The sequence below is a fragment of the Mycobacterium sp. M23085 genome (assembly GCF_045343915.1).
GTDB lineage: Bacteria > Actinomycetota > Actinomycetes > Mycobacteriales > Mycobacteriaceae > Mycobacterium.
On sequence record NZ_CP174280.1, the window covers coordinates 4630891 to 4654333 of the forward strand.

14 protein-coding genes, 3 rRNA genes and 1 pseudogene are annotated in these 23443 nt (G+C 64.1%); 10 read left to right on the forward strand and 8 right to left on the reverse strand.

From position 1 onward, the window contains the following. Positions 1-7: 7 nt before the first annotated feature. The gene (locus tag ACIUM1_RS21845) at positions 8-592 is read right to left on the reverse strand and encodes a cob(I)yrinic acid a,c-diamide adenosyltransferase (RefSeq protein ID WP_406814623.1); all 585 of its coding nucleotides are present in this window, start codon (positions 590-592) and stop codon (positions 8-10) included. A gap of 68 nt (positions 593-660) precedes the next feature. Here ACIUM1_RS21845 and murA point away from each other — a divergent pair, with 68 nt between their 5' ends. The 4 genes from murA to rrf all read left to right on the forward strand — a co-directional run bounded on the left by murA (position 661) and on the right by rrf (position 7409). Further along, positions 661-1914 carry a UDP-N-acetylglucosamine 1-carboxyvinyltransferase gene (murA, locus tag ACIUM1_RS21850; RefSeq protein ID WP_406814624.1) on the forward strand — a complete coding sequence of 418 codons (1254 nt, stop codon included), beginning with the start codon at positions 661-663 and terminating at the stop codon, positions 1912-1914. Between the two features lie 368 nt (positions 1915-2282). Further along, positions 2283-3813, forward strand: a 16S ribosomal RNA gene (locus ACIUM1_RS21855). 283 nt (positions 3814-4096) lie between these two features. Then, positions 4097-7206 (forward strand): 23S ribosomal RNA (locus tag ACIUM1_RS21860). Positions 7207-7296: 90 nt separating this feature from the next. Then, positions 7297-7409, forward strand: a 5S ribosomal RNA gene (gene rrf, locus ACIUM1_RS21865). Together the 16S, 23S and 5S rRNA genes form the textbook arrangement of a ribosomal RNA operon. Before the next feature lie 46 nt (positions 7410-7455). Here the strand turns inward: rrf and ACIUM1_RS21870 are convergent. Then, on the reverse strand, positions 7456-7947 hold the full coding sequence (locus ACIUM1_RS21870; RefSeq protein WP_406814625.1) for a methylated-DNA--[protein]-cysteine S-methyltransferase: 492 nt from the start codon (positions 7945-7947) through the stop codon (positions 7456-7458). Then, on the reverse strand, positions 7944-9431 hold the full coding sequence (locus ACIUM1_RS21875) for an AlkA N-terminal domain-containing protein (protein ID WP_406814626.1): 1488 nt from the start codon (positions 9429-9431) through the stop codon (positions 7944-7946). Before ACIUM1_RS21875 ends, ACIUM1_RS21870 begins: the two co-directional genes overlap by 4 nt. A 264-nt stretch (positions 9432-9695) precedes the next feature. Between ACIUM1_RS21875 and ACIUM1_RS21880 the strand changes: the two are divergent. Continuing rightward, positions 9696-10276: pseudogene (locus ACIUM1_RS21880) on the forward strand (MFS transporter); the annotation flags it as partial. A 26-nt stretch (positions 10277-10302) separates the two neighbouring features. On the opposite strand, the gene ACIUM1_RS21885 reads toward ACIUM1_RS21880, so the two are convergent. Together ACIUM1_RS21885 and ACIUM1_RS21890 are read right to left on the reverse strand one after the other, a co-directional pair. Continuing rightward, complete coding sequence (locus ACIUM1_RS21885; protein ID WP_406814627.1) at positions 10303-10674, reverse strand: hypothetical protein; 372 nt, start codon at positions 10672-10674, stop codon at positions 10303-10305. A gap of 60 nt (positions 10675-10734) precedes the next feature. Further along, on the reverse strand, positions 10735-12357 hold the full coding sequence (locus ACIUM1_RS21890; RefSeq protein WP_406814628.1) for an adenylate/guanylate cyclase domain-containing protein: 1623 nt from the start codon (positions 12355-12357) through the stop codon (positions 10735-10737). A gap of 45 nt (positions 12358-12402) precedes the next feature. On the opposite strand from ACIUM1_RS21890, the gene nucS reads away from it, so the two are divergent. Then, positions 12403-13074 (forward strand): endonuclease NucS, encoded by a 672-nt coding sequence (gene nucS / locus ACIUM1_RS21895; protein WP_406814629.1) that lies wholly within the window; start codon positions 12403-12405, stop codon positions 13072-13074. Positions 13075-13096: 22 nt separating this feature from the next. Next, entirely contained in the window at positions 13097-13405 is a 309-nt protein-coding gene (locus tag ACIUM1_RS21900) for a hypothetical protein (protein WP_406814630.1), read from the forward strand. Positions 13406-13414: 9 nt separating this feature from the next. On the opposite strand, the gene mce is transcribed toward ACIUM1_RS21900, so the two are convergent. Then, on the reverse strand, positions 13415-13882 hold the full coding sequence (gene mce / locus ACIUM1_RS21905) for a methylmalonyl-CoA epimerase (protein WP_406814631.1): 468 nt from the start codon (positions 13880-13882) through the stop codon (positions 13415-13417). 78 nt (positions 13883-13960) lie between these two features. Between mce and ACIUM1_RS21910 the strand changes: the two genes are divergently transcribed. Further along, positions 13961-15142: an acetyl-CoA C-acetyltransferase gene (locus ACIUM1_RS21910; protein ID WP_406814632.1), complete on the forward strand. Its 1182-nt coding sequence runs from the start codon at positions 13961-13963 to the stop codon at positions 15140-15142. A gap of 178 nt (positions 15143-15320) precedes the next feature. After that, positions 15321-16235 carry a co-chaperone YbbN gene (locus ACIUM1_RS21915; protein ID WP_406814633.1) on the forward strand — a complete coding sequence of 305 codons (915 nt, stop codon included), beginning with the start codon at positions 15321-15323 and terminating at the stop codon, positions 16233-16235. Positions 16236-16249: 14 nt separating this feature from the next. Here the strand turns inward: ACIUM1_RS21915 and glgB are convergent, their stop codons facing one another. Then, on the reverse strand, positions 16250-18445 hold the full coding sequence (gene glgB, locus ACIUM1_RS21920) for a 1,4-alpha-glucan branching protein GlgB (protein ID WP_406814634.1): 2196 nt from the start codon (positions 18443-18445) through the stop codon (positions 16250-16252). 23 nt (positions 18446-18468) lie between these two features. Further along, the gene (locus ACIUM1_RS21925; protein ID WP_406814635.1) at positions 18469-20562 is read right to left on the reverse strand and encodes an alpha-1,4-glucan--maltose-1-phosphate maltosyltransferase; all 2094 of its coding nucleotides are present in this window, start codon (positions 20560-20562) and stop codon (positions 18469-18471) included. Between the two features lie 227 nt (positions 20563-20789). Here ACIUM1_RS21925 and glgP point away from each other — a divergent pair, with 227 nt between their 5' ends. Continuing rightward, entirely contained in the window at positions 20790-23432 is a 2643-nt protein-coding gene (gene glgP / locus ACIUM1_RS21930) for an alpha-glucan family phosphorylase (protein ID WP_406814636.1), read from the forward strand. Positions 23433-23443 lie beyond the last annotated feature (11 nt).

Genomic DNA, 23443 nt, shown 5'->3' on the forward strand with positions numbered 1-23443 from the left:
ACCCGCGCTAACCGGTGGCGGCATGCTCCCCGCCGGGCTTCCACAGCACGTCGCCGTCGGGGTTGGCCACGCGCGACAGGATGAAGAGCAGATCCGAGAGGCGGTTGAGGTATTTCGCCGGCAGGACGCTGACCTGTTCGGGCGCGGCGTCGACGGCCGCCCACGCCGACCGCTCGGCCCGGCGCACCACGGTGCGGGCCACGTGCAGCAGCGCGGACAACGGCGAACCGCCTGGCAGCACAAACGAATTCAGCTTAGGCAGTGGCTCGTTATATGTGTCACACCACTTTTCGAGTCGATCGATGTAGGGCTGGGTAACTCGAAGCGGCGGATATTCGGGCTTGTCGACGACGGGGGTCGACAGATCCGCGCCGGCATCGAACAAATCGTTCTGGATCTGCCGCAGCACACCGGTGAGCTTCTCGTCCGGCTGACCGACGGCGACGGCGACGCCGATCGCCGAGTTGGCCTCGTCACAATCGGCGTAGGCCACCAGCCGCGGGTCGTTCTTGGACACCCGCGAGAAGTCACTCAATCCCGTGGTGCCGTCGTCGCCGGTTCGCGTGTAGATGCGAGTCAGGTGTACAGCCATGAGCAAACCGTACTCGGGTGTGGGTTGGCCGACTGACAAGCCGATACCGCTTCACTAGACTGACGCGGGTGGCTGAGCGATTCGTGGTGACCGGCGGCAACCGGTTGTCAGGCGAAGTCGCTGTAGGGGGCGCAAAAAACAGCGTGCTCAAGCTGATGGCCGCGACGCTGTTGGCCGAAGGCACCAGCACGATCACCAATTGCCCCGACATCCTCGACGTGCCGCTGATGGCGGAGGTGCTGCGCGGCTTGGGCGCAACCGTCGAACTGGACGGCGATGTCGCCCGAATCACCTCCCCGGATGAGCCCAAATACGACGCCGACTTCGCCGCGGTGCGCCAGTTCCGCGCGTCGGTATGCGTGTTGGGACCGCTGGTCGGCCGGTGCAAACGCGCCCGCGTCGCGCTGCCGGGCGGTGACGCGATCGGGTCACGCCCACTGGACATGCATCAGGCCGGCCTGCGCCAGCTCGGTGCGCAGTGCAACATCGAGCACGGATGCGTGGTGGCACAAGCCGACTCGTTGCGCGGCGCGGAGATTCAGCTGGAATTCCCCTCGGTGGGAGCCACCGAGAACATCCTGATGGCCGCGGTCGTGGCCGAGGGCGTCACCACCATCCACAACGCGGCACGCGAGCCCGACGTCGTGGATTTGTGCACGATGTTGAACCAGATGGGTGCGCAGATCGAGGGTGCGGGTTCGCCGACGATGACCATCACCGGCGTTCCGAAGCTGCACCCGACCGAGCATCGCGTCATCGGGGATCGCATCGTCGCCGCCACCTGGGGGATCGCCGCCGCGATAACTCGCGGAGACATCACGGTGACGGGCATCGACCCCGCGCACCTACAGGTGGTGCTGCACAAGTTGCACGATGCCGGCGCGACCGTGACCCAGACCGACGACAGCTTCCGGGTGGCGCAGTACGAGCGCCCGAAGGCCGTCAATGTGGCGACCCTGCCGTTCCCCGGATTTCCCACCGATTTGCAGCCAATGGCGATCGCGCTGGCCTCGATCGCCGACGGCACGTCGATGATCACCGAGAACGTGTTCGAGGCGCGCTTCCGATTCGTCGAAGAAATGATCCGCCTTGGCGCCGATGCCCGCACCGACGGACATCACGCCGTCGTTCGGGGGCTGCCGCAATTGTCGAGTGCACCGGTGTGGTGTTCGGACATTCGGGCCGGCGCCGGCCTGGTGTTGGCCGGGCTCGTCGCCGACGGAGACACCGAGGTCCACGACGTCTTCCACATCGATCGCGGCTACCCGTTGTTCGTGGAAAACCTGGCGATTTTGGGAGCGGAGATCGAGCGGGTACAGTAACCAAAGTCAGTGCCCCACAAGCGCGGTCACCAACGCGAAGGTGGACGAGAGCGGGGCCTTGACTCCCTCGCTGGATTGGTACTAACCTGGCACGGCTGCTCCCGAGACGGTCTCTCGAAGATCAAGATTGGGAGTTGACTTACCCGCCGGATCTGTATTAAGCTGGCAGGGTTGCCCCAAAACGGGCGAAACAAGTGTTGTTTGAGAACTCAATAGTGTGTTTGGTCTTTTTATTTGTTGTTGTTTTTTTGGCCATACTTAACACTCCCCGTGTGTCGGTATGGCCGTATTTTGATGCCAGTTTTGGTGTCTTTTTGTTAGGTCAGATTTTCTCTGATTTGAATTCACCTCGTTCTGCGAGGAGTTTTTGTTTGGAGAGTTTGATCCTGGCTCAGGACGAACGCTGGCGGCGTGCTTAACACATGCAAGTCGAACGGAAAGGCCCCTTCGGGGGTACTCGAGTGGCGAACGGGTGAGTAACACGTGGGCAATCTGCCCTGCACTTCGGGATAAGCCTGGGAAACTGGGTCTAATACCGAATAGGACCTTTAGACGCATGTCTTTTGGTGGAAAGCTTTTGCGGTGTGGGATGGGCCCGCGGCCTATCAGCTTGTTGGTGGGGTGATGGCCTACCAAGGCGACGACGGGTAGCCGGCCTGAGAGGGTGTCCGGCCACACTGGGACTGAGATACGGCCCAGACTCCTACGGGAGGCAGCAGTGGGGAATATTGCACAATGGGCGCAAGCCTGATGCAGCGACGCCGCGTGGGGGATGACGGCCTTCGGGTTGTAAACCTCTTTCACCATCGACGAAGGTCCGGGTTTTCTCGGATTGACGGTAGGTGGAGAAGAAGCACCGGCCAACTACGTGCCAGCAGCCGCGGTAATACGTAGGGTGCGAGCGTTGTCCGGAATTACTGGGCGTAAAGAGCTCGTAGGTGGTTTGTCGCGTTGTTCGTGAAATCTCACGGCTTAACTGTGAGCGTGCGGGCGATACGGGCAGACTAGAGTACTGCAGGGGAGACTGGAATTCCTGGTGTAGCGGTGGAATGCGCAGATATCAGGAGGAACACCGGTGGCGAAGGCGGGTCTCTGGGCAGTAACTGACGCTGAGGAGCGAAAGCGTGGGGAGCGAACAGGATTAGATACCCTGGTAGTCCACGCCGTAAACGGTGGGTACTAGGTGTGGGTTTCCTTCCTTGGGATCCGTGCCGTAGCTAACGCATTAAGTACCCCGCCTGGGGAGTACGGCCGCAAGGCTAAAACTCAAAGGAATTGACGGGGGCCCGCACAAGCGGCGGAGCATGTGGATTAATTCGATGCAACGCGAAGAACCTTACCTGGGTTTGACATGCACAGGACGCGTCTAGAGATAGGCGTTCCCTTGTGGCCTGTGTGCAGGTGGTGCATGGCTGTCGTCAGCTCGTGTCGTGAGATGTTGGGTTAAGTCCCGCAACGAGCGCAACCCTTGTCTCATGTTGCCAGCGGGTAATGCCGGGGACTCGTGAGAGACTGCCGGGGTCAACTCGGAGGAAGGTGGGGATGACGTCAAGTCATCATGCCCCTTATGTCCAGGGCTTCACACATGCTACAATGGCCGGTACAAAGGGCTGCGATGCCGCAAGGTTAAGCGAATCCTTTTAAAGCCGGTCTCAGTTCGGATTGGGGTCTGCAACTCGACCCCATGAAGTCGGAGTCGCTAGTAATCGCAGATCAGCAACGCTGCGGTGAATACGTTCCCGGGCCTTGTACACACCGCCCGTCACGTCATGAAAGTCGGTAACACCCGAAGCCAGTGGCCTAACCTTTTGGAGGGAGCTGTCGAAGGTGGGATCGGCGATTGGGACGAAGTCGTAACAAGGTAGCCGTACCGGAAGGTGCGGCTGGATCACCTCCTTTCTAAGGAGCACCACGAAAAGCACTTCAATTGGTGAAGTGCGAGCCGTGAGGGGTTCTCGTCTGTAGTGGACGAAAACCGGGTGCACAACAGCAAATGATTGCCAGACACACTATTGGGCCCTGAGACAACACTCGGTCGAACCGTGTGGAGTCCCTCCATCTTGGTGGTGGGGTGTGGTGTTTGAGTATTGGATAGTGGTTGCGAGCATCTAGATGAACGCGTGGTCCTTCGTGGCCGGCGTGTTCATCGAAATGTGTAATTTCTTCTTTGGTTTTTGTGTGTAAGTAAGTGTTTAAGGGCGCATGGTGGATGCCTTGGCATTGAGAGCCGATGAAGGACGTGGGAGGCTGCGATATGCCTCGGGGAGCTGTCAACCGAGCATTGATCCGAGGATTTCCGAATGGGGAAACCCAGCACGAGTGATGTCGTGTTACCCGTATCTGAATATATAGGGTGCGGGAGGTAACGCGGGGAAGTGAAACATCTCAGTACCCGTAGGAGAAGAAAACAATTGTGATTCCGTCAGTAGTGGCGAGCGAACGCGGAACAGGCTAAACCGCACGCATGTATAACCGGGTAGGGGTTGTGTGCGCGGTGTTGTGGGAGTGATATGTCTCAGCTCTACCTGGCTGAGGGGTAGTCAGAAAGTGTCGTGGTTAGCAGAAATGGCCTGGGATGGCCTGCCGTAGACGGTGAGAGCCCGGTACGCGAAAACCCGACACCTACCTTGTATCAGTTCCCGAGTAGCAGCGGGCCCGTGGAATCTGCTGTGAATCTGCCGGGACCACCCGGTAAGCCTAAATACTTCTCGATGACCGATAGCGGATTAGTACCGTGAGGGAATGGTGAAAAGTACCCCGGGAGGGGAGTGAAATAGTACCTGAAACCGTGTGCCTACAATCCGTCAGAGCCTCCTCGTGGGGTGATGGCGTGCCTTTTGAAGAATGAGCCTGCGAGTCAGGGACACGTCGCGAGGTTAACCCGTGCGGGGTAGCCGCAGCGAAAGCGAGTCTGAATAGGGCGCATCCCCTTTGGGGTGTAGTGGCGTGTTCTGGACCCGAAGCGGAGTGATCTACCCATGGCCAGGGTGAAGCGCGGGTAAGACCGCGTGGAGGCCCGAACCCACTTAGGTTGAAGACTGAGGGGATGAGCTGTGGGTAGGGGTGAAAGGCCAATCAAACTCCGTGATAGCTGGTTCTCCCCGAAATGCATTTAGGTGCAGCGTTGCGTGGTTCACCACGGAGGTAGAGCTACTGGATGGCCGATGGGCCCTACTAGGTTACTGACGTCAGCCAAACTCCGAATGCCGTGGTGTAAAGCGTGGCAGTGAGACGGCGGGGGATAAGCTCCGTACGTCGAGAGGGAAACAGCCCAGATCGCCGGCTAAGGCCCCTAAGCGTGTGCTAAGTGGAAAAGGATGTGTAGTCGCAGAGACAACCAGGAGGTTGGCTTAGAAGCAGCCACCCTTGAAAGAGTGCGTAATAGCTCACTGGTCAAGTGATTATGCGCCGATAATGTAGCGGGGCTCAAGCACACCGCCGAAGCCGCGGCACATTCACCGTACGGTGAATGTGGGTAGGGGAGCGTCCCCCATTCAGCGAAGCCTCCGGGTAACCGGTGGTGGAGGGTGGGGGAGTGAGAATGCAGGCATGAGTAGCGATAAGGCAAGTGAGAACCTTGCCCGCCGTAAGACCAAGGGTTCCTGGGCCAGGCCAGTCCGCCCAGGGTGAGTCGGGACCTAAGGCGAGGCCGACAGGCGTAGTCGATGGACAACGGGTTGATATTCCCGTACCCGTGTATAGGCGTCCCTGATGAATCAGCGGTACTAACCACCCAAAACCGGATCGACCGTGCCCCTTCGGGGGCATGGAGTTTCGGGGCTGCGTGGGACCTTCGCTGGTAGTAGTCAAGCGATGGGGTGACGCAGGAAGGTAGCCGTACCAGTCAGTGGTAATACTGGGGCAAGCCTGTAGGGAGAGCGATAGGCAAATCCGTCGCTCATTAATCCCGAGAGGTGATGCATAGCCGATTGAGGCGAATTCGGTGATCCTCTGCTGCCAAGAAAAGCCTCTAGCGAGCACATACACGGCCCGTACCCCAAACCAACACAGGTGGTCAGGTAGAGAATACCAAGGCGTACGAGATAACTATGGTTAAGGAACTCGGCAAAATGCCCCCGTAACTTCGGGAGAAGGGGGGCCGGAATACCGTGAACACCCTTGCGGTGGGAGCGGGATTCGGCCGCAGAAACCAGTGGGTAGCGACTGTTTACTAAAAACACAGGTCCGTGCGAAGTCGCAAGACGATGTATACGGACTGACGCCTGCCCGGTGCTGGAAGGTTAAGAGGACCCGTTAACCGTAAGGTGAAGCGGAGAATTTAAGCCCCAGTAAACGGCGGTGGTAACTATAACCATCCTAAGGTAGCGAAATTCCTTGTCGGGTAAGTTCCGACCTGCACGAATGGCGTAACGACTTCCCAACTGTCTCAACCATAGACTCGGCGAAATTGCACTACGAGTAAAGATGCTCGTTACGCGCGGCAGGACGACAAGACCCCGGGACCTTCACTACAACTTGGTATTGGTGTTCGGTACGGTTTGTGTAGGATAGGTGGGAGACTGTGAAGTACAGACGCCAGTCTGTATGGAGTCGTTGTTGAAATACCACTCTGATCGTATTGGACACCTAACGTCGAACCCTTATCGGGTTCACGGACAGTGCCTGGCGGGTAGTTTAACTGGGGCGGTTGCCTCCTAAAATGTAACGGAGGCGCCCAAAGGTTCCCTCAACCTGGACGGCAATCAGGTGTTGAGTGTAAGTGCACAAGGGAGCTTGACTGCGAGACTTACAAGTCAAGCAGGGACGAAAGTCGGGACTAGTGATCCGGCACCTCTGAGTGGAAGGGGTGTCGCTCAACGGATAAAAGGTACCCCGGGGATAACAGGCTGATCTTCCCCAAGAGTCCATATCGACGGGATGGTTTGGCACCTCGATGTCGGCTCGTCGCATCCTGGGGCTGGAGCAGGTCCCAAGGGTTGGGCTGTTCGCCCATTAAAGCGGCACGCGAGCTGGGTTTAGAACGTCGTGAGACAGTTCGGTCTCTATCCGCCGCGCGCGTCAGAAACTTGAGGAAACCTGTCCCTAGTACGAGAGGACCGGGACGGACGAACCTCTGGTATACCAGTTGTCCCACCAGGGGCACGGCTGGATAGCCACGTTCGGACAGGATAACCGCTGAAAGCATCTAAGCGGGAAACCTTCTCCAAGATCAGGTTTCTCACCCTTTTAGAGGGATAAGGCCCCCCGCAGACTACGGGTTCGATAGGCCAGACCTGGAAGCCCAGTAATGGGTGCAGGGAACTGGCACTAACCGGCCGAAAACTTACCAACACACAATCGCAACCACGGTCCAGTTCTGCGGCTATTTGCCGCGGAATAGCTTTGACGCCACACCCCCCACCAAACAAATTTAAATAGAGTTACGGCGGCCACAGCGACAGGGAAACGCCCGGTCCCATTCCGAACCCGGAAGCTAAGCCTGTCAGCGCCGATGATACTGCCCATACGGGTGGAAAAGTAGGACACCGCCGAACATACACAAAAACACCCCCGGCAACGGGGGTGTTTTTGCATTCACGGTTAATCGAATAGGGTCAAAGTCTCCCGCTGCTTTTCCAATTCGAGCAATGCGCGTTTTCGGCCGAGCCCGCCGCCGAAGCCAGTGAGGTTTCCATTGGCGCCGATGACGCGGTGGCAGGGCACAACGATGGCGATCGGATTGTGGCCGTTGGCCCATCCGACGGCGCGGGCGGCGCCGGGCGCCGCGATCTGCTCGGCGATTTCACCGTACGAGCGGGTTTGGCCGTACGGAATGGTCAGCAGCGCCCGCCATACTCGACGCTGAAATTCGGTGCCTCGCAGGTCGAGCTCGATATCGAAATTCGTCAGCTCGCCGGCGAAGTACGCGCCGAGTTGGTCGACGGCCTCGCCGAACGCCCGCGGGTTCGGCGACCAGCCGGTGCGGCTCGGTTCGTAGGTCTGGTCGACCATTCGCAGATTTGTCAACACGGAGCCCCGGCCGGCCAGGGTCAGCAGTCCGATCGGGCTATCGATGGTGCGGTACTCGATCATGCGACCTCCTGAGGCGGCCAATGGTTTACCGGATGCTCCAGAGTGGTCCAAAGGTATTGCGTGGCATAGGAACGCCAGGGTCGCCACCGGGCACTGCGCGCGACGAGGGAGCGCTCGTCGGACGGCAGCCCCAGCTGTTTGGCGGCCACCCGCAGGCCAAGGTCGCTGGCGGGAAACGCGTCGGGATCACCGAGGCCGCGCATGGCGATCACTTCCGCGGTCCAGGGGCCAACTCCGGGCAATGCGAGTAATTGCGTTCGGGCGCTTTCCCAGTCGCATCCGGCGCTCAGCACGACACTTCCGTCGGCGAGGCCGGTGAGCAGAGCGCTCAGCGTCCGCTGCCGCGCCTTGGGCACCGCCAGATGGGCGGGGTCGATTTCGGCGAGCTGCTCCACGGACGGGAAGGTGTGGGTCAGCGTTCCTTCGGGATCGCTGATCGGTTGTCCGTAAGCGGCGACCAGCCGCCCCGCGTGGGTGGCCGCCGCTTTGGTGGAGACCTGCTGGCCCAGCACCGCGCGCACCGCCAGTTCGGCCTCGTCGACCGTGCGGGGGATCCGCTGCCCCGGCGCTTTGGCCACGACGGCGCAGAACTCCGCGTCCCCGCTCAGCGCTTCGTCCACCGCTTCCGGATCGGCATCGAGGTCCAGCAGCCGCCGGCACCGCGCGATAGCCGTCGTCAGATCGCGGAAATCGTCGAGCATGAGAACGCACCGGACATGATCGACCGAGGGGCTCAGGGTGACGATCGCGTTGCCGAACGGCAGGCGCAGGCTGCGCCGGTAGGCGCCGTCGCGGACTTCTTCACAACCAGGCACCGTGCCGGCCGCCAGATGACCGAAGACACCGGCGTAGCCGAAGGGTGTGCGTGCCGGAAGTCGAAGGCACACGGTGCCAGGGGAATTCGGGGCCGACGCAGCGCGCGTCGTCGCGCGATGACGCAATGCGCTCGGCGTGTTCTCGAAGACCGAGCGCACGGTGTCGTTGAACTGACGGATGCTGGAAAAGCCGGCCGCGAATGCGACGTCGCCGAATGGCAGGGCGGTGGTTTCGATCAACAGCCGCGCGGTCTGCGCCCGTTGCGCGCGGGCCAGTGCCAGAGGGCCGGCCCCGACCTCCGCCTGGAGTAACCGCTCCAACTGGCGGATGGTGTAGCCGAGGTGGGCGGCCACGCCGCCGACACCTTCGCGCTCCACCGTCCCGTCAGCGATCAACCGCATCGTCCGGGCCACGATGTCACCGCGCACGTTCCATTCCGGGGAACCCGGGGACGCGTCGGGGCGGCACCGCTTGCAGGCCCGAAAGCCGGCGCGCTGGGCGGCCGCGGCGGTCGGGTAAAACCGCACATTGCGTGCGAACGGTGGCCGGACGGGGCAGCTGGGCCGGCAGTAGATGCGGGTGGTCAGCACAGCGGTGACGAACCAGCCGTCGAACCGGGCGTCCTTGGACTGGACGGCGCGGTAGCAGCGTTCGAAATCATCGTGCACGGTTCCAGACTTACACCCGCCGACCGACAAAACTGGCGGAAAAACGACATCGTGGTGGGATGTGTCCGCGGCGCCGAATCGCCCGGCGGCGCCGCCACATCCCCCCGCGGGTTTCTCGTCGATTCGAGATTTTGCCGTCGACAATGGTATCTACTGCGATCGCGCGGTCCGCGACGCCGCGCTCTACCCTCCTGCGGGAGCGGTGGTGGGGGTCTCCATCTCGCGATGCTCTACCGCCGCGGCCCGGCGAGCCTGCGGGGCGCCATCCGCAGCCTTGCCGCACATGCGCGAAACCCCTTGTTGCTGTAGCTGTTTGCGTTGGGCTCCGTGCTGATGGGGGGATGCGTCACCGTCTACAACTACCTGGAGTACCGACTGACCGACCAACCGTTCCGACTGGCACCCTCGGTGGTCGGCCTGTTGTTTGTCCTGTACCTGGTGGGCACCTGGACGTCGGTGGTGGCGGGCCGGCTCGCGGACCGCAGGGGACGGCGGCTCGTGCTCGGCGCCGCGTTGCCGATCGCGGTTACCGGCCTGCTATTGACCGTCTCCGACGCACCGGTGGGTTCTTCGCCGCGCACACCGTTGCCAGCGGCTGGGTGGGCGCGGTGGCACAGCGCGACCGAGCCGAGGCGTCCGCCCTGTACCTGTTCGGTTACTACCTGAGTGGGCCGGTGGCGGGCGCTGTGGGCGGTCTTGTCTACGGCGTCGGCGGTTGGGCGGCGACGGCGGGGTTTGTGGGCGGATTGCTCGCGGCCGGCGCGCTGCTCGTCGCGCTATTGGTGCGCCAGAACGGATCCCGCGCCAGCCAACGCTTCGCGGGATCCGTGGCCACGGTCCGATGATCCGCCCGGTGCACTAGCCCGAAGGATCAGCCGGGAGGCGTCCCGACGCACACGCCGCCGGCGCACGCTCCCGCGCCGCCCGGTCCGGCGGACGCCCCGGCGCCCGGCACGCCCGCACTGGCCCCACCGGGCCCGGCTCCCGCACCCGATCCGCCAGGGCCGGCGGTGGTGGCGCCACCCGGTCCGACAGCGGGGCCGCCACCCGGACCACCGGGTGCCGGTGCCGCCGGCGCTGTCGTGGTGACGCTCGCCGGCGTCGTGACGGTGGTGGTGACGGTCGAGGTGCCGGGGTTCTTGTTGTTGTTGCCCGAGCATCCCGCGGTCAACGAACTCAAGGCAATCGCCGCGGCGATTCCCGCGGCGACCGTAACACGGCGGGCAGTTGCACTACCGGTCATGTAGAAGCCAATCTCTTCAGGGGTCAAGTTCTTTGTCGCTGTACCCAATTCGGCTCGGTATCAATCATGGGTCAGCGAGTCCACCGGCGATGCCAGTCGCGTGGGGCGCTCATGCCCGCGCAGTGTGACAGTGTCGCCCAAAGACCAACGCGCGCGCTCACTTTCGCTGGCCCGCTCGATGGTGTCGGCCGACGCGAGCAGCCGGCTCGAGTGCGACTTGGCGAGCTCGCACAACCGGGCCGCCTCGTTGACCGGTTCACCGATCACGGTGTATTCGAAACGCTCCCTGGCGCCGATGTTTCCGGCGACGGCCTGACCCGCCGCCACGCCGATACCGGCCGAGAGCTCGGACATTTCGTTGGCCAGCCGCTCGGTAATGCGGCGGGCGGCGGCCAGTGCCGCGTCCTCCGCGCTGTCCAGGCGGTTGGGTGCTCCGAAGATGGCCAGCGATGCATCGCCTTCGAACTTGTTGACCAGCCCACAATGTCGATCCACTTCTTCGACGACGATGGCGAAGAATCGGTTGAGCACACTTACCACCTCGGCCGGTGGGCTGTTCGTCACCAACTGCGTGGATCCGATGATGTCGATGAAGACGACCGCGACGTGGCGTTCCTCGCCGCCCAGCTTCGGCATCTCGCGTTCGGCGGCCAGCGCCACCTCTCGGCCGACGTGGCGGCCGAACAGATCTCGCACCCGTTCGCGCTCCCGCAGGCCGTCGACCATCGCGTTGAAACCGCGTTGCAATTCACCGAGTTCGGTGCCGTCGAATACCACCAAGTCGCCGCGCAGGTCGCCCTTCTCGACTCGCTGAAGCGCCGCCCGGACCACTCGCACGGGTGTCGCCGTCAGCCAGGCCAGGATCCACATCAGGGTGCACCCGAAAATCAGTGCGGCCGACGCCACGATCAGCACACCGACCGCGAACTGGGTCTCGGTGAGATTGTTCAGCCATATCTCAAAGAAGGCCAAGAGTGCAATGCCGATGACCGGAACACCCGAACCGAGGAACCACACCGTCATGGTTCGGCCCATGATCCCCGACGCCAGGCGCTGGGGCGGCGGGCCGGCCTCGAGCGCCTGGGCCGCCACCGGCCGCAACGCGAACTCGGCGAGCAGATAACTGCCGGTGGCCACCAGAACGCCGCAAAAGCTCACCCCGACCAGGAAACGAGGGATGAACATCGTGTTGACCAGGCCGTAGAGCACTGTAAACAACACCGCTCCGGTTCCCCACAAGACGAGATCGACCAAGGCGATCCGCCACGGGGCGATGAACGTGTTGCGCTCGTCCTCCGGAGTGGGCGTGCGCCCCTCGATCGCCCAGCGCAACGCGAGGACAGTTCTGCGGGTGATCCAGAAGGTGCCGAGCGTCAACGCCAGGACGATGTAGGCCGGCGCGGCCCCCCAGGTGATCCACGCGGGCGCGTCGTCGAAAATGCTCGGTGCCGGGATGGCCACTGTCACCAACACCAGCGCCGCGCCGATCCCGAGCAGGTTCGCTCCCAGGACCAAAACGGTCATGATGATCTGGATGCGTACCCGGCGACGACCTTGGCTCTCCGACACCCGGCCGAGCAGCAGGGAGCCGTACGCGGGCGTCGCGGGCAGACGGCCACTCTGACGGGTGACCCGCTCGAGCACCCGGCCGATTCGCTGTGCCACGGAACGGTTGGCCGACATGGTGGCGTCAGCCTATGTCGTCGGCCACGCTCTAAGGTGAATCGGGTGCGCCTAGTGATCGCTCAATGCACCGTTGACTATGTCGGCAGGCTCACCGCGCATCTGCCGTCCGCCCGCAGGCTGCTGCTGTTCAAGGCCGATGGATCGGTCAGCGTGCACGCCGACGACCGGGCCTATAAACCGCTGAACTGGATGAGCCCCCCGTGCTGGCTGACCGAGGAGGCCGGTGCTCAGGCCCCGGTGTGGGTGGTCGAGAACAAAGCCGGTGAACAACTGCGCATCACCGTCGAGGAGATCGAACACGACTCCAGCCACGAGCTCGGCGTCGATCCCGGGCTGGTGAAGGACGGCGTCGAAGCCCACTTACAGGCGCTGCTCGCCGAGCACGTTCAACTGCTGGGCGAGGGATACACGCTGGTTCGCCGCGAGTACATGACGGCCATCGGGCCGGTCGACCTGCTCTGCCGTGACGAGTCCGGCGGCTCGGTGGCGGTGGAGATCAAGCGACGCGGCGAGATCGATGGCGTCGAGCAGCTCACCAGGTATCTGGAGCTACTCAACCGAGACACCGTGCTGGCGCCGGTAAGAGGGGTGTTCGCCGCCCAGCAGATCAAACCGCAGGCCCGCACACTGGCCATGGACCGCGGTATCCGTTGTCTGACATTGGATTACGACAAGATGCGCGGGATGGACAGCGGCGAGTACCGGCTGTTTTGAGGATCACCACTAGACTGACCGGATGGCTCGGCGCCGTACCCCGCCGCGGCGGCAGCGGTCGCTGGCGCCGCCGCCGGCACTGCGCCGGGTGGAGCTCGGGCCGGATGGTCATGAGTACGAGGTCCGTCCCGTCCCGGGGGACCGTGCGGTCAAGACCTATCGGTGTCCCGGTTGCGATCACCAAATACGTTCCGGCTCAGCGCATCTGGTGGTATGGCCGATCGATTCGACGCTCGGGGGCGGCCCGGGTCAAGTCGACGACCGCCGGCATTGGCACACGCCGTGCTGGGCACACCGCGCTACCCGCGGTCCAACCAGGAAGTGGTCGTGAATACCGTTCTCAGGCGGCGGGCTCGACCAGCTCGATCAGAACTCCGCCACCGTCCTTGGGGTGGATGAAGTTGATCCGCGAGTTTGCCGTGCCGCGACGGGGCGCGTCGTAGACCAGGCGCACGCCTTGCTCGTGGAGCTGCTCAACCAAGGCGTCGAGGTCGCTCACCCGGACGGCCATCTGCTGGATGCCCGGACCGCGCTTGTCGAGGAACTTCGCGATCGTCGAGGACTCGTCGATCGGGGCCATCAACTGGATCTGTGCGGTGCCCGCCGGGGCGCCGCGCACGGCCAGCATGGCTTCGCGGATTCCCTGCTCCTCGTTGACTTCCTCGTGCACCAGGATCATGCCGAGGGTGTCGTGGTACCAGGCGATGGCAGCGTCCAGGTCGGCGACTGCGATGCCGACGTGATCGATCGCCGTCACCAGTGAGGTGGCCAGCATCTGACGGGCGTCAACTTGATCGGTCGTCATCACATAAAGGTAACCTGGCGGCAAAGATTGCGCTTCCCCGGGAGGCCGAACCGGCCGTCGGCGCAGGGTTAGGAGACAGAGATGACGACGTCGGTGATCGTTGCTGGAGCACGGACACCCATCGGCAAATTGATGGGTTCGCTGAAGGACTTTTCCGCCACCGATCTGGGGGCCATCGCGATCGCGGGCGCGCTGGAAAAGGCCAACGTGCCGGCCTCCGCCGTCGAGTACGTGATCATGGGCCAGGTGTTGACGGCTGGTGCCGGACAGATGCCGGCCCGTCAGGCGGCCGTGGCGGCCGGCATCGGCTGGGATGTTCCGGCGCTGACCATCAACAAGATGTGTTTGTCCGGCATTGACTCCATCGCGCTGGCTGACCAGCTTATTCGCGCCGGGGAGTTCGACGTGGTGGTGGCCGGCGGCCAGGAGTCGATGACCAAGGCGCCGCACCTGCTGATGGATAGCCGCGCAGGCTACAAGTACGGCGACGTGACGGTGTTGGACCACATGGCCTATGACGGCCTGCACGACGTTTTCACCGACCAGCCGATGGGTGCGCTCACCGAGCAGCGCAACGACGTCGACCAGTTCACCCGGCAAGAGCAGGACGAGTTCGCTGCGCGGTCCCACCAGAGGGCGGCCGCGGCCTGGAAGGACGGCGTCTTCACCGACGAAGTGGTGCCGGTCAACATCCCGCAACGCAAAAGTGATCCGCTGCAGTTCACCGAGGACGAGGGGATCCGCGCCAACACCACCGCCGAGTCGCTGGCCGGCCTCAAGCCGGCCTTTCGCCGCGACGGCACCATCACCGCCGGTTCGGCCTCCCAGATCTCCGATGGCGCGGCTGCGGTGGTGGTGATGAGCAAAGCCAAGGCGCAGGAATTGGGGCTGACCTGGCTGGCCGAGATCGGCGCGCACGGCGTGGTGGCCGGGCCCGACTCCACCCTGCAATCACAGCCGGCCAACGCGATCAAGAAGGCGATCGGCCGGGAGGGCATCTCCGTGGACCAGCTCGACGTCATCGAGATCAACGAGGCGTTTTCCGCGGTGGCGCTGGCGTCGACCCGCGAACTGGGCGTCAATCCCGACCTGGTCAACGTCAACGGCGGCGCGATCGCCGTCGGGCACCCGATCGGGATGTCCGGGGCGCGGATCACGCTGCATGCCGCCCTGGAGTTGTCCCGACGCGGCTCCGGGTACGCCGTCGCGGCGCTCTGCGGGGCCGGCGGGCAGGGCGACGCCCTGATTCTGCGCGCGGGTTAGCCACGGTTCGGGGCCCTCGCCGTCGTTGCTGGCGCGGCGCGCCGGCGCTGATTTGTGATCTTCGTCATATTTGCCGACCGCGAGCCCTTCCGGAGCGCATTTTCGGCCGATGCGCCGCTGTGCGAGTGGCACCGCGACCGGGTGGATAGGTAGCCCGCCCGCATGACAAACTTGAGGCGTGACACGTCCGCGTCCCTCTATCGGCCCCGCCCTGGCTGGTGCGGTAGATCTCTCCGGTCTCAAGCAGCGGCCCCAGCCCGCGGGCGGGCCTTCCGGATCAGGGCCGTCGGCGGCCGAGGGCGATCCGGGAATCATCGCGGTCACCGAGGCCAACTTCGAGGCCGAGGTGCTGCTGCGGTCCGAGGAAGTGCCCGTCGTTGTGCTGCTGTGGTCACCGCGCAGCGACGCGTGTGTGCAGCTGCTGGACACGTTCGCCGGCCTGGCCGCCCAGGACAACGGCAAGTGGTCGTTGACGACGGTCAACGTCGACGTCGCGCCCAGGGTTGCGCAGATATTCGGTGTCGACGCCGTCCCCACCGTGGTGGCGCTGGCCGCCGGTCAGCCGATATCGAGCTTCCAGGGAATGCAGCCGGCCGAACAGTTGCGCGGATGGCTGGACCAGATTCTGTCGGCGACCGCCGGAAAACTCAGGGGCTCAACGGGTTCCGGCGAGCCGGAGGCCGTCGACCCCGAGCTGGCCGCGGCGCGCCAACAGTTGGAGGACGGTAACTTCGAGGCGGCAAAGGCGTCGTATCAGGCGATACTGGACGCCAACCCGGGCCACACCGAAGCCAAGGGTGCGATTCGGCAGATCGAATTCCTCACCCGCGCAACTGCGCAACGCCCGGACGCCGTCGCCGCCGCCGACGCCGGGCCCAGCGACATCCAAGCCGCCCTGGCGGCGGCCGACGTGCAGATCCTCAATCAGGATGTCAGTGCGGCGTTCGATCGCCTGATCGCCTTGGTACGCAGCACATCTGGGGACGATCGCACCCTGGTCCGCACCCGGCTGGTCGAGCTGTTCGAACTCTTCGACCCGGCCGATCCCGAGGTCATCGCCGGACGGCGCAACCTCGCCAACGCGCTGTACTGAGGCGGGCCGGAGCTTTACTCCGGCTCCAGCCACAGCGCTGACGTGGGCGGCAGCACCAGCAGCGCCGAGGCCGGTCGGCCATGCCAGGGGTCCTCGGTGGCGTCGACGCCGCCCATATTGCCGATACCGGAACCGTTGTAAACCGTCGCGTCGGTGTTGAGCACCTCGCGCCAGCGACCGGCCGACGGCAGCCCCAGCCGGTATCCGCCATGCTCGGCGCCCGCAAAGTTGAACACGCACGCCATCACCGAGCCGTCCTTGCCGTAGCGCAGGAAGCTCAGCACGTTGTTGCCTGAGTCGTTGGCGTCGATCCAGGAGTAGCCGTCGGGCACCGTGTCCTGGCTCCACAACGCCGGATGACTGCGATAGATCTCGTTGATGTCGCGGACCAGGCGCAGCACCCCGTTGGAGAACCCTTGCTCGTCGAGCTGCCACCAATCCAGACCGCGCTCCTCCGACCACTCCGCGCGCTGCCCGAATTCCTGGCCCATGAACAGCAATTGCTTGCCCGGGTGCGCCCACTGATAGGCGAGCAGGCTACGCAGCCCGGCCGCCTTGACGTGATTATTGCCCGGCATCCGGCTCCACAGCGTGCCCTTGCCGTGGACCACCTCGTCGTGGCTGATCGGCAGCACGTAGTTTTCGCTGAATGCATAGAGCATCGAGAACGTCATCTCGTGGTGGTGGTAGCTGCGGTGGATCGGATCGCGGCTGATGTAGTCCAGCGTGTCGTGCATCCAGCCCATGTTCCACTTCATCGAAAAGCCCAGGCCGCCAAGGTTTGTCGGACGAGTCACCCCGGGCCATGAGGTTGACTCTTCGGCGATGGTGACGATGCCCGGGGCGGTCTTGTGCACCGTGGCGTTCATCTCCTGCAGGAACTGTACGGCCTCCAGATTCTCCCGGCCGCCATAGATGTTGGGGGTCCAGCCGCCTTCGGGGCGTGAGTAATCCAGGTAGAGCATCGAGGCGACAGCATCCACCCTCAAGCCGTCGATGTGGAACTCTTCGAGCCAAAACAGCGCGTTTGCCACCAGGAAGTTTCGAACCTCCCGACGGCCGAAGTCGAATACGTAAGTGCCCCAATCGAGTTGCTCGCCGCGCTTCGGGTCGGAGTGCTCGTAGAGCGGCGTGCCGTCGAACCGGCCCAGCGCCCAGGCGTCCTTCGGGAAGTGCGCCGGCACCCAGTCCACCAGAACTCCGATGCCGGCCTGGTGCAGGGCATCGACCAGAGCACGGAACTCGTCCGGTGTGCCGAACCGGGACGTCGGCGCGTAGTACGACGTCACCTGGTAGCCCCACGATCCGGCGAAGGGATGCTCGGCCACCGGCAGCAATTCGACGTGCGTGAACCCTTGCTCCACCACGTAATCGGTCAGTTCACGGGCCAATTGGCGGTAGTTGAGTCCGGGGCGCCAGGAGCCCAGGTGAACCTCGTAGGTGCTCATCGGCTCGAAGACGGGGTTGCGTTGCGCACGCTCCGCCATCCAGTCGGCGTCTTCCCAGGTGTAGTCGCTGAGGGTGACCCGGGAGGCGGTGTGCGGTGGCACCTCGGTGGCGAACGCCATCGGGTCGGCCCGCTCGGTCACGACACCGTCGGCGCCGTGCACCCGAAACTTGTACAGCCCACCGACGGGGAACCCGGGCCAGAACAGCTCCCAGACGCCCGATGAGCCCAGTACCCGCATCGGGGCTTCACTGCCGGTCCAGCCGTTGAACTCACCGATGAGATTGACGCCCTTGGCGTTCGGCGCCCACACCGCAAACGACACCCCGGTGACGACGCCGTCAGCCGTGGTGAACGAGCGAGGATGTGCGCCAAGCACTTCCCACAGCCGCTCGTGGCGACCCTCCCCGAACAGGTGCAGGTCGACCTCGCCCAGCGTGGGAAGGAACCGGTACGCATCGGCGACGGTGTACGGATCGGCGCCCTCATAGGTGATCTGCAGCCGGTAGTCGATCAGGTTGACGAACGGCAACGCCACCGCGAAAAGACCCGATTCGATGTGCTGCAGCGGGAATCGGTCATCACCGACCAGCGCGACGACTTCGACCGCGTGCGGCCGGTACGCCCGAATGACGGTGTGATCGCCGTACTCGTGGGCGCCCAGAATGCTGTGCGGGTTGTAGTGGGTGCCGGCGATCAGGCGCGACAGGTCGGCCGAATCGGGCGCCAAGTGCGTCCGAGCGAGTTGATCGGCTTGGCTCATGTCCCTTTCACCTCCGGTCCGTTTCATCGCCTGCGGAACAATGTCATTCGTGAGTCATACGGTATGAGCGGCATATTGATGATGTGCGCGACCGCCTGCCCGGGGTCGATGCGAACGTAATTGCTCTGCCCCCACTGGAATTCCTGGCCGGTGATCTCGTCGCGCACCCAAAAACGCTCGTAGGGCTCCATACCCAAAGCTTCCATATCTAAAAACAGCGTGGCCTCCTCGGCGCCGAACGCGTTGAGCGTCACGACCACCAAGACGCAGTCGCCGGTCGTCGGGTCGAACTTGGAGTAGGCGAGCAGTGCGTCGTTGTCCACGGTGTGGAAATGGATCGTGCGCAGCTGTTGCAGCGCGGGGTGCAGTCGGCGAATCGCGTTGAGCCGCGTGATGAATGGCTCAAGCGAGCGTCCCTCGGCGAGCGCACCCGCGAAATCGCGGGGCCGCAACTGGTACTTCTCCGAGTCCAGGTATTCCTCGCTGCCCTCCCGGACCGCTCGGTGTTCGAACAGTTCGTAACCCGAGTACACGCCCCAGGCCGGCCCCATGGTCGCCGCCAGCACCGCGCGGATCGCGAACATTCCGGGACCGTTGTGCTGCAAGATGGCATGCAGGATGTCGGGGGTGTTGACGAACAGGTTGGGTCGTCGGAAGTCGGCGAGCTTGGCGATGTCGTTGCCGAACTCGGTCAGTTCCCACTTCGCCGTCCGCCAGGTGAAGTAGCTGTAGGACTGGGTGAACCCCAGTTTGGCCAGTCCATATTGGCGGACCGGCGGCGTGAACGCCTCGGACAGGAACAGCACGTCGGGATCGATGGCCTTGACCGCGCCGATCAGCCAGGCCCAGAAATCCGGCGGTTTGGTGTGCGGATTGTCAACGCGAAAGAACTTGACGCCGTGGTCCATCCAGTGCCGGACCACCCGCAGCACCTCGTCGTACAGGCCGGCCGGGTCGTTGTCGAAATTGATCGGATAGATGTCCTGGTATTTCTTCGGCGGGTTCTCCGCGTAGGCGATGGTCCCGTCCGGCAATTCGGTGAACCAGTTGCGGTGATCGCGGGCCCACGGATGATCCGGTGCGCATTGCAGCGCGAGGTCCAGTGCGACCTCCATGCCCAGCTCGCGGGTCGCCGCGACGAAGGCATCGAAATCCTCAATGGTGCCCAGATCCGGATGGACGGCGTCATGGCCACCTTCGTCGCTGCCGATCGCCCAGGGTGACCCCACATCGCCGGGGGCGGCGGTCGGGGAGTTGTTGCGCCCCTTGCGATGTACCTTGCCGATCGGGTGAATCGGCGGCAGGTAGACGACGTCGAATCCCATTGCCGCGATACGCGGAAGCTCGGCGGCGGCCGTGGCGAAGGTGCCGTGCACCGGGTTGCCCTCGGCGTCCCACCCGCCGGTTGAACGGGGAAACATCTCATACCAGGAGCCGAACCGGGCCAACGGCCGGTCCACCCAGACGCCGTACTGCTCGCCCCGGGTGACCAGATCGCGCAGCGGATAGTCCGCCAATATTTCCTCGATCTCGGGCCCCAGCGCCAGCGCCGTTCGGGTGACCGGGTCGCCGGGCTTGCGCAGCGCGGCGGCGGCGGCCAGCAGCGGTTCGCGCAATGCGCGCGGCACGCCCGTCGCCGCGCGCTCGAACAACGCGGCGCCGACCAGAAGGTCATTGGACAGTTCGGTCTCGCCCTGGCCCGCGTCCAGTTTGGCGATCAGCCCGTGCCGCCAGGAATGAATCGGGTCGCCCCATCCGTCCACCCGGAACGTCCACAATCCGACCTGATCGGGGGTGAACTGACCGTGAAACACGTAGGGTTCGTCACCCATCGTCATTGGCAGCAACAGCGGCTTGATGCGTTGCTGGTCCACTTTGCCGTCGCGGCGGGTTACCGGCTTTTCCGGGGCCTGAACCGCCTTGACCCGGCGTGCCTCGGCTACTTGCGGATAGCCGGGGCCGAGGTAGCGCACGACCAAGGTCGCCGCGACGGCCTCGTGGCCCTCCCGCCATACCGCGGCCCTGACCGGCACGACCTCGCCGACCACGGCTTTCGCGGGATATGCGCCACAGGAAACGACCGGCTGGACGTTATCGATCTCGACACGACCGGGCACCACCACTCCGTTCCGATTGTGTGCGGCCAATTGCGCGTCTGATCCGCGCGGGATGCCGCTCGTCGGGGAAACTTCCTGTCGTGGGGAAACTTTCTGTATGGGGAGGCATCGTTGCGACCCCGGTAACTACTCGATACCCACCCTAGTCTTCGGTCACACACCGACGAGGAAAAGCGGCCCGTCCCTCCACCATGCACGGAGAGCGAACCTCAGTAAGGTAGTAACGCGTGAAAGCCCTCCGCCGGTTTACCGTCCGTGCTCACCTTCCGGAGCGTCTGACCGCGCTGGATCAGCTGTCCACCAACCTGCGGTGGTCGTGGAACAAACCCACCCAGGACTTGTTCGCCACCACCGACCCGGAGTTGTGGCAGCGGTGCGGCAGCGACCCGGTGGCATTGCTCGGTGCAGTCAATCCGGCGCGGCTCGATGAGTTGGCGCTCGACGAGAGTTTCCTGGCCCGGCTCGACGCGCTGTCCGCCGACTTGAACGACTACCTGAGCCGCCCGCTGTGGTACCAGCAGCAGCAGGAGCGGGGCGCCGAAATGCCGGCCGCCATCGCCTACTTCTCGATGGAGTTCGGCATCGCCGAGGTGCTACCCAACTACTCCGGCGGCTTGGGAATCCTCGCCGGCGACCACCTGAAGTCCGCGTCCGATCTGGGGGTGCCGCTGGTAGCGGTGGGGCTCTACTACCGCTCCGGCTACTTCCGGCAATCGTTGACCGCCGACGGCTGGCAGAACGAGACCTATCCGTCGCTGGACCCGCAAGGCCTGCCGCTGCGACTGCTGACCGGCGCGACCGGCGAGCCCGCCCTCGTAGAGCTGATGCTGCCGGACTCCGCGCAGCTGCACGCCCGGATCTGGGTCGCGCAGGTGGGCCGGGTCCCGCTGTTGCTGCTGGATTCCGATGTTCCCGAGAACGAGCACGATCTGCGCGGCGTCACCGACCGTCTCTACGGGGGCGACCAGGAACACCGGATGAGACAGGAGATCCTGGCGGGCATCGGTGGGGTGCGGGCGATCCGCGCCTTCACCGACATTCACGGCCTGCCCGCGCCCGAGGTGTTCCACATGAACGAGGGCCACGCGGGCTTCCTGGGAGCGGAACGCATTCGCGAGCTGATGACCGGTCCGGGATTGGACTTCGACACCGCCCTGACGGTCGTTCGGTCCAGCACCGTGTTCACCACCCACACGCCGGTGCCCGCCGGGATCGACCGCTTTCCCATCGAGATGGTGCGGCGGTATTTCGACGACCACGCGGGCGACGCAGCGGAATCCGGCGAGAAGGCGCACACATCCGATGCCGCGCCGGCGTTGCTGCCGGGGGTGCCGACGGCCCGCATCCTGGCGCTCGGCGCCGAGGACGACCCCACCAAGTTCAACATGGCCCACATGGGTCTGCGGCTGGCCCAGCGCGCCAACGGGGTGTCGTCGCTGCACGGCCGGGTGAGCCGATCCATGTTCAACGAACTGTGGCCGGGCTTCGACGCGAGTGAGGTGCCGATCGGCTCGATTACCAACGGAGTGCACGCGCTCACGTGGGCGGCGCCGCAGTGGCTGCAGCTGGGCCGTGAGCTGGCCGGGTCGGATTCGTTCAGCGACCCGGGGGTGTGGCTTCGACTCAAGCAGGTCGACACCACCCATCTGTGGTGGATCCGCTCGCAGCTGAGGTCAATGTTGGTCGACGACGTCAGGCGGCGGCTACGTCGCTCCTGGCTGGAACGAGGCGCCTCGGACGCCGAATTGGGTTGGATAGCAACCGCCTTCGACCCGGAGGTGTTGACCATCGGGTTCGCGCGGCGGGTGCCGACCTACAAGCGGCTGACGCTGATGCTGCGGGATCCGCATCGGCTGGAACGGCTGCTGCTCGACCAGGAGCGGCCCATTCAGCTGATCGTCGCCGGAAAATCCCATCCGGCCGACGACGGCGGCAAGGCGCTGATCCAGCAAGTCGTGCGCTTTGCTGACCGACCGGAGGTGCGCCACCGCATCGCTTTTCTGCCGGACTACGACATGTCCATGGCGCGACTGCTGTACTGGGGTTGTGACGTCTGGCTGAACAATCCGCTGCGGCCGTTGGAAGCTTGCGGCACTTCGGGAATGAAGAGCGCGCTCAACGGCGGGCTGAACCTGTCCATCCGCGATGGTTGGTGGGATGAATGGTACGACGGCGAAAACGGTTGGGAGATACCGTCTGCCGACGGCGTGGCCGACGAGGAACGGCGCGACGATCTGGAATCCAGCGGGCTGTACACGCTGCTGGAAGAAGCCGTGGCGCCGAAGTTCTACGAGCGCGATGAGCACGGCGTGCCGCCGCGCTGGATCGAAATGGTGCGTCACACCCTGCAGACGCTCGGTCCGAAAGTGTTGGCATCCCGCATGGTGCGTGATTACGTCGAGCAGTACTACACCCCCGCCGCGCAATCGCTGCGCAAGACGATCGCACCCGCCGAAGACGCGGCGAGCGGCGGCGAGTTCGGCGCCGCCCGTGAACTGGCCGCGTACCGCTGGCGCGCCCAGCAGGCCTGGCCAAAGATCGTCATCACCGACGTCGACAGCACCGGCCTGCCGGACAGTCCGGTGCTCGGTTCCAAACTGACCCTGACCGCCACCGTGCAGCTGGCCGGTTTGGCGCCCGACGAGGTCACCGTCCAGGCGCTGGTGGGCCGGGTCGACGCCAGCGATGCCCTGCTGGACCCGATCACCGTGGAGATGTCCTACACCGGCACCGCCGAGGGCGGCAACCAGGTGTTCTCGACGACGACGCCGCTGCCGCTGGCGGGGTCGGTCGGCTACACCGTGCGCGTGCTGCCCCACCATCCGATGCTGGCGGCCAGTAACGAGCTCGGCCTGGTCACGCTGGCTTAATAGCCACGCAC

Coding starts and splice junctions, on each gene's coding strand:
- ACIUM1_RS21885 (WP_406814627.1), bottom strand. CDS start 10,674: ATGACCGGTAGTGCAACTGCCCGCCGTGTTACGGTCGCCGCGGGAATC.
- glgB (WP_406814634.1), bottom strand. CDS start 18,445: ATGAGCCAAGCCGATCAACTCGCTCGGACGCACTTGGCGCCCGATTCG.
- ACIUM1_RS21900 (WP_406814630.1), top strand. CDS start 13,097: ATGGCTCGGCGCCGTACCCCGCCGCGGCGGCAGCGGTCGCTGGCGCCG.
- ACIUM1_RS21870 (WP_406814625.1), bottom strand. CDS start 7,947: ATGATCGAGTACCGCACCATCGATAGCCCGATCGGACTGCTGACCCTG.
- ACIUM1_RS21910 (WP_406814632.1), top strand. CDS start 13,961: ATGACGACGTCGGTGATCGTTGCTGGAGCACGGACACCCATCGGCAAA.
- ACIUM1_RS21890 (WP_406814628.1), bottom strand. CDS start 12,357: ATGTCGGCCAACCGTTCCGTGGCACAGCGAATCGGCCGGGTGCTCGAG.
- ACIUM1_RS21845 (WP_406814623.1), bottom strand. CDS start 592: ATGGCTGTACACCTGACTCGCATCTACACGCGAACCGGCGACGACGGC.